Source organism: Streptomyces nanshensis, assembly GCF_001751255.1.
Classification (GTDB): domain Bacteria; phylum Actinomycetota; class Actinomycetes; order Streptomycetales; family Streptomycetaceae; genus Streptomyces; species Streptomyces nanshensis_A.
Genome location: NZ_LJGW01000668.1, coordinates 1 through 5,360, shown reverse-complemented (window position 1 = coordinate 5,360; position 5,360 = coordinate 1). Strand labels below are relative to the sequence as shown.

The following is a 5,360-nucleotide window of genomic DNA, read 5'->3' as shown; positions in this document are numbered from 1 at the left end:
CGCCGCGCTGGGCGCCGGAGCGGTCTGCACCGCGCACCGCCGCACCCGGAGCGCCGGCGACACCGCGAGCCCCGCGAGCAACGGCAGCGCCGCGTACGGCAGTTGACCGTCGCCCCCCTGAACCGGCCGGCGGCCCCGCCGACACGAGGCCGCCGGCCCCTGAACGAGAGCTGCTTGGGCCAGCTCTCGTGCACCCCCCGCACCGACGTTCCGTCCGTACCACGGCCCTCGGACGGAACGCGGCCGGCCCTCTTGCGGAGGGACGTCCGGCGGGGGGTGCGTCCTGTCCGTACGCCCTACGCCGTACACCGGGCGGGCAGTACGCCAACTCGCCCGCGCCCGGCCGCTGTTACGCACCGGCGGCCGGGACGGTGCCGGTCACCACACGAGCCCCCGCCCGCCAGGGCCTACACCCTGCGCCGGGCGAACAGCGTGGCGTCGTCCACGTCGACCGTCACACCGTCGCGGACCATCGTCCGCGGCCGCTGCTCGGTCACGAGGACGTCGAAGCCGTCGGGCAGTCCGGGCAGCAGCTCCTCGGCCAGGAACATCGCCCTGCGGTGGGTCGCCGAGAGATGGGTGAAGGTCTCGGACGGCGCATGGCCCACGATCAGCAGATGTCCGCCGGGCGCGACCGCCTCGGCCAGACGGCCGGCCACCTCGACCATCCCGTGGTCCGGCGGGTGCAGGAAGTGGCTGGTGACCAGATCGTAGGAACGGCCCCCGGCGGCGAAGGCGCGGGCGTCGACCTGCCACCAGTCGGTACGGTCGGCGACCCCGGCCTCCTCGGCGTGCCGGGCGGCGCGGGCCAGCCCGTTGGCGGAGAAGTCGGCTCCGGTGACCTGCCAGCCGCGCCGGGCCAGCCAGATCACGTCGCCGCCTTCGCCGCAGCCGACGTCGAGCGCGGTGCCCGGCGTCAACTCCGAGGCTTCGGCGACGAGTTGGGGGTTGGGGTTGCCACTCCAGACCGTCTCCTCGCCGGAGTAGCGCTCCTCCCAGCTCGGCGGCTCGAAGGCGGCCGCGGCTTCCTCTTCGGTGAGCTGATGTCCGTCCGCACTCATCAGGCTGCTTCCTTCCGGTGTTCCGCGACGGCCGCCGCGGTCTCTTCGAGGATCAGGTCGTGGTTGAGGAGGGTTCCGGCCGTCATGCCGTCCGCGGCGGCGACGGCGACCCCGGCGAACGGGGCGGCCGCGTTGCCGACGGCCTTCAGTCCGGGGGCCTCCGGGCCGCCGAGCGCGTCGAGGAGCGTGGTGTCGGCGGTCGGTTCGGTGGTGACGACGAGCGCGCTGCGGGGCACGACCTCTCCGCCGGCCAGCTCGACGCCGGTCAGGGCGTCGTCCTCGACGAGCACACGGGAGATCTCTCCCGTGATCCAGCGGATGCCGCGGGCGGCGAGCCTCTCGGCGTCCTCGCCCTGCGGTGGGGGCTGCCCGTTGAGGAAGATCACCAGGTCCTCGCTCCACTGCCGGAAGAGCAGGGCCCGCTCGATGTGATCCGGTCCGCTCGCCACGACGCCCAGCGGCTGCCCGGCGACCTCCCAGCCGTGGCAGTACGGGCAGTGCAGCACGTCCCGTCCGAACCGGTCCGCCAGGCCCGGGACGTGGGGCAGTACGTCGACCACGCCGGTGGCCAGCACCACCCGCCGGGCGCCGGTCCGGGTGCCGTCCTCCAGCTCCAGCGCGAAGCCGCCGGGGGTGCGGGCGGCCGAGGAGACCCTGCCGGTGCGCAGGACGACGCCGTAGCGCGCGATCTCCTTCCGGCCGTCCGACAGCAGCTCGGCCGGTGACGCTCCCTCTCTGCCGAGGTAGTTGTGCATGTGGGCGGCGGGAGCGTTGCGGGGTTCGCCGGCGTCGACCACCAGCACCGAGCGCCGGGACCGTCCCAGCACCAGCGCGGCACTCAGTCCGGCCGCCCCGCCTCCCACCACGACCACGTCGTACGTCTCGTCGGTGTCCATGCCGCCAGAGTGCGAGCGCTCCGGCGCATCGGCAAACTTCGTTGCGGGTTTGGCAAAGTGGAGGGATGACGGACTTCGACGACGTACTCGACGGGGTCGGCCCGCGGCTGCGCGCACTGCGCGTGGAGCGCGGCGCGACCCTGACGGAACTGGCCCAGAACACCGGCATCTCGGTCAGCACGCTCTCCCGGCTGGAGTCGGGGAAGCGCAAGCCGACGCTGGAGCTGCTGCTGCCGCTGGCGCGCGCCCATCAGGTGCCGCTCGACGAGCTGGTCGACGCCCCGGAGACCGGCGATCCACGGGTGCGGGCGAAGCCGATCAAGCGGCACGGCCGTACGTTCGTCCCGCTGACCCGGCGGCCGGGCGGCGTCCAGGCGTTCAAGATGATCGTGCCGCCGCACGATCCGCCCGAGCGGTACGAGCCGCGGATCCACGAGGGCTACGAGTGGATCTACGTCCTCAACGGCCGGCTGAGCCTCGTGCTCGGCGAACGGGAGCTGGACCTCCGGCCGGGCGAGGTCGTCGAGTTCGACACCCGTACCCCGCACATCATCGCCAACCGCGGCGGCCAACCGGCCGAGGTGCTGGCGCTGTTCGGGCCGCAGGGCGAGCGGATGCACGTACGGTCCGGGACGTGACGGACACCCGCGGAGGGCCGGTCCGGGGAAAACCCGTTGCGCGGCGGACGGCCGCTGAGCACGATCGACGCCGTGAGCGACATACCAGAGCGGTGGGGCCGGGCGAGCGTCTACCCGGACATGTGGGCGGACCCCGACGAGGATCCACGCGACAGTGACGGGCCTGCTCCGCAGGGCGAGTTGGCGACACTCCAGGACTTCCTGCACAACTACCGGCTGACCCTGCGGATGAAGTGCGAGGGCCTGGACGCCGAACAGCTCGCGCGCCGTTCGGTGCCGCCGTCGACCATGTCCCTGCTGGGACTGGTCCGTCATCTCGCGGAGGTCGAGCGGGACTGGCGGAACTGGCTGCGGCCGGACGACCGCGCGCCGTCCCTGTACGACCCGGACGACGGCGACTTCGAGGGAGCCGCCGCCGAACAGGCCCTGGTCGACGGCGCGTTCGCCGACCTCGCCCGTGAACAGGCCGCCACCGACGCCGTGTTGACCGGGTTCACGGACCTGGGCGCGGAGGTGATGGACGACGGGACCAGTGCCCGGGAGCTGTGGGTGCACCGCGTCGAGGAGTACGCCCGCCACTGCGGGCACGCCGATCTGCTGCGCGAACGCATCGACGGCCGGGTGGGCCAGTAGCGTCCAGAGGGCGTACGGTCGGCGCGAGTTGGGAGCCGGCGGGTCAGGCGGCGACGGCGGAGGCCCGCAGACGCGTCAGGGGTTCCCGCAGTTCACGCACGAAGAAGTCGAAGAAGCCGTCCGGGTCCGGTCCGGCGTTCATCAGCACCAGGCGGTCGAACCCCGCGTCCGCGTACCGCTGCGCCGCCCGCAGACAGCGCTGCGGATCCGGGCCGCACGCGAACGCCTCGGTGATGTCCTCCAGCCGTACGGAGGTGGTGGCCGCCTCGAAGTTGACCGGGTTGGGCAGTTCGCTCATGACCTTCCAGCCGGTCAGCGCCCAGCGGGTGGTCTCCAAAGCGGCCCGCGCGGCGGTCTCCTCCTGCGGGGCCCAGGCCACGGGCACTTCGGCGTAGCCCGGTCCGGTGCCGCCCGCCTCGCGGTAGTGGCGCATGATCTCCGGATCGTCCTCGGTGGCGAACAGTCCGTCGCCGAGTTCCGCCGCGATCCGCGCGGACGGCTTTCCGCTGGCGGCCACGGCGACGGGCGGCGGCGTCGCGGGCAGGTCGAAGACGCGGGCGTCCTCGCAGCTCAGGTACCGGCCGTCGTAGCTGTGGTATCCGCCGCTCCACAGCAGGCGGATGATCTCCAGCGCCTCGCGCAGCATCTCGTGGCGCACCCGCACCGAATCGGGGAACTCCCGCCCCACGACATGCTCGTTGAGACGTTCGCCGGAGCCGACGCCGAGGACGAAGCGACCGTCCGAGACCAGCGCCAGGGTGGCCGCGGCCTGTGCGACGACCGCCGGGTGGTAGCGCAGCGTCGGGCAGGTCACGCCGGTGGCCAGCCCCAGGCTGTCCGTACGGGCGGCGACGGCGCCTAGGACCGTCCAGGCGAACGGTGAGTGGCCCTGGCTCTCCAGCCACGGGTGGAAGTGGTCGCTGATCTCGACGAAGTCGAAGCCGGCCGCCTCGGCGGCCACGGCCTGGCGGATGAGCTCCTGCGGACCGAAGGCCTCGGCCGCCAGCTTGTAGCCGATCTCCATGCTTGCGTACCTCTCTGCCGTACTCGTGCGCGCGGGCGACGTCTCTCCCCCACCATGAGCCGCGGGGCGCGGCTCCCCACCGATCCGCTCTCCGCGCGTCGCCGTGCGCCTGCGTCCGCCGCCGTGCCACGCCCGGCCCGCGTACCCGGACCCACGGGTCCAACTCCGCAGCTCCCGCCCGTACTTGCACGGCGTCCCCACCCCCCTCGCACGTACCGCTGGAAATGAGTTAGGTTAGCCTTACCTAATTACCACTGGCCGGCACTGCCCTGGGAGAGCCTCGATGCGCCCCTTCCGCACTCGCGTCACGCAGCCGACAGCCGCCGAACGCGTACGGTCGATCCTCGCCGCAGCCCATTCGATGACGGTGGTGAGCGACGGCACCCGTACCGAAGTGCACCGGCTCGACGACACCGGTGCGGCGGGCAACGTCCACCTCCACTCGCCGCCCGAGACCGCACCGCCCCCGGGCGAGCGGCGCATCCCGGTCCGTCTGGAGCTGACCGACATCGCGCCCACGCCGGTACGGGACCGGCTGCGCGCCCGCGTCACGCTGACCGGACTGCTGGCGGAGCCGTACGACAAGGACGCCCACAGCACCTGCATGGAGTTCGGGCAGGCGGTCCTGGAGGACTCCGGCGGACGGTCGTTCGTGACGCTGGACGAGTTGCAGGAGACCCCTCCCGACCCGCTCGCCGTGTGCGAGGCGAGCATGCTGACGCACTTCCTGGACGGTCACGCCGAGGAGGTGCGCCATCTGCTGCGCATCGTGCGGCCGCGGCCCGAGCAGGGCATGCTGCGCGCCGTGCCCGTGGCGCTGGACCGCTACGGTCTGACGCTGCGCCTCGAATACCCCCACAGCGACCGCGACGCACGGCTGCCGTTCCAGGCGCCCGTGAACCATCCGGATCAGGTCGGCTCCCGTATCCAGGCCCTGGTGGCCACGGCCCGGCGGGCCTCGCACTCGGACGGCGGACTGCTGACGTTCCCCGACCGGTGAGGGTGCACGCGCCCGTCCGGGACCGTGACCGGCGCAGTCACCGCGGCGGGTAACGGCCCCTGCGGGCACCGCCGCCCGCCGGCTCGGTCCCGGCGGTGCCGGGACCGA

6 protein-coding genes are annotated in these 5,360 nt (G+C 73.1%); 3 read left to right on the top strand and 3 right to left on the bottom strand.

Going from position 1 to position 5,360, the window contains the following annotated elements; all coding sequences use genetic code 11:
* Nucleotides 1-407 precede the first annotated feature (407 nt).
* On the bottom strand, nt 408-1,061 hold the full coding sequence (locus AN218_RS31325) for a class I SAM-dependent methyltransferase (protein ID WP_070020405.1): 654 nt from the start codon (nt 1,059-1,061) through the stop codon (nt 408-410).
* A complete protein-coding gene (locus AN218_RS31320) occupies nt 1,061-1,957 on the bottom strand; it encodes an NAD(P)/FAD-dependent oxidoreductase (RefSeq protein WP_070020404.1) in 897 nt (298 codons plus the stop codon). The genes AN218_RS31325 and AN218_RS31320 overlap by 1 nt, the downstream gene beginning before the upstream one ends.
* Nucleotides 1,958-2,022: 65 nt before the next feature.
* Between AN218_RS31320 and AN218_RS31315 the strand changes: the two genes are divergently transcribed.
* On the top strand, nt 2,023-2,595 hold the full coding sequence (locus AN218_RS31315) for a helix-turn-helix domain-containing protein (RefSeq protein WP_070020403.1): 573 nt from the start codon (nt 2,023-2,025) through the stop codon (nt 2,593-2,595).
* A 72-nt stretch (nt 2,596-2,667) separates the two neighbouring features.
* The gene (locus AN218_RS31310; RefSeq protein WP_070020406.1) at nt 2,668-3,228 is read left to right on the top strand and encodes a DinB family protein; all 561 of its coding nucleotides are present in this window, start codon (nt 2,668-2,670) and stop codon (nt 3,226-3,228) included.
* 43 nt (nt 3,229-3,271) lie between these two features.
* On the opposite strand, the gene AN218_RS31305 is transcribed toward AN218_RS31310, so the two are convergent.
* Nucleotides 3,272-4,252 (bottom strand): TIGR03557 family F420-dependent LLM class oxidoreductase, encoded by a 981-nt coding sequence (locus tag AN218_RS31305; protein ID WP_070020402.1) that lies wholly within the window; start codon nt 4,250-4,252, stop codon nt 3,272-3,274.
* Nucleotides 4,253-4,535: 283 nt separating this feature from the next.
* Between AN218_RS31305 and AN218_RS31300 the strand changes: the two genes are divergently transcribed.
* Nucleotides 4,536-5,252 (top strand): DUF2470 domain-containing protein, encoded by a 717-nt coding sequence (locus AN218_RS31300; RefSeq protein WP_070020401.1) that lies wholly within the window; start codon nt 4,536-4,538, stop codon nt 5,250-5,252.
* The last annotated feature ends 108 nt before the right edge of the window (nt 5,253-5,360 follow it).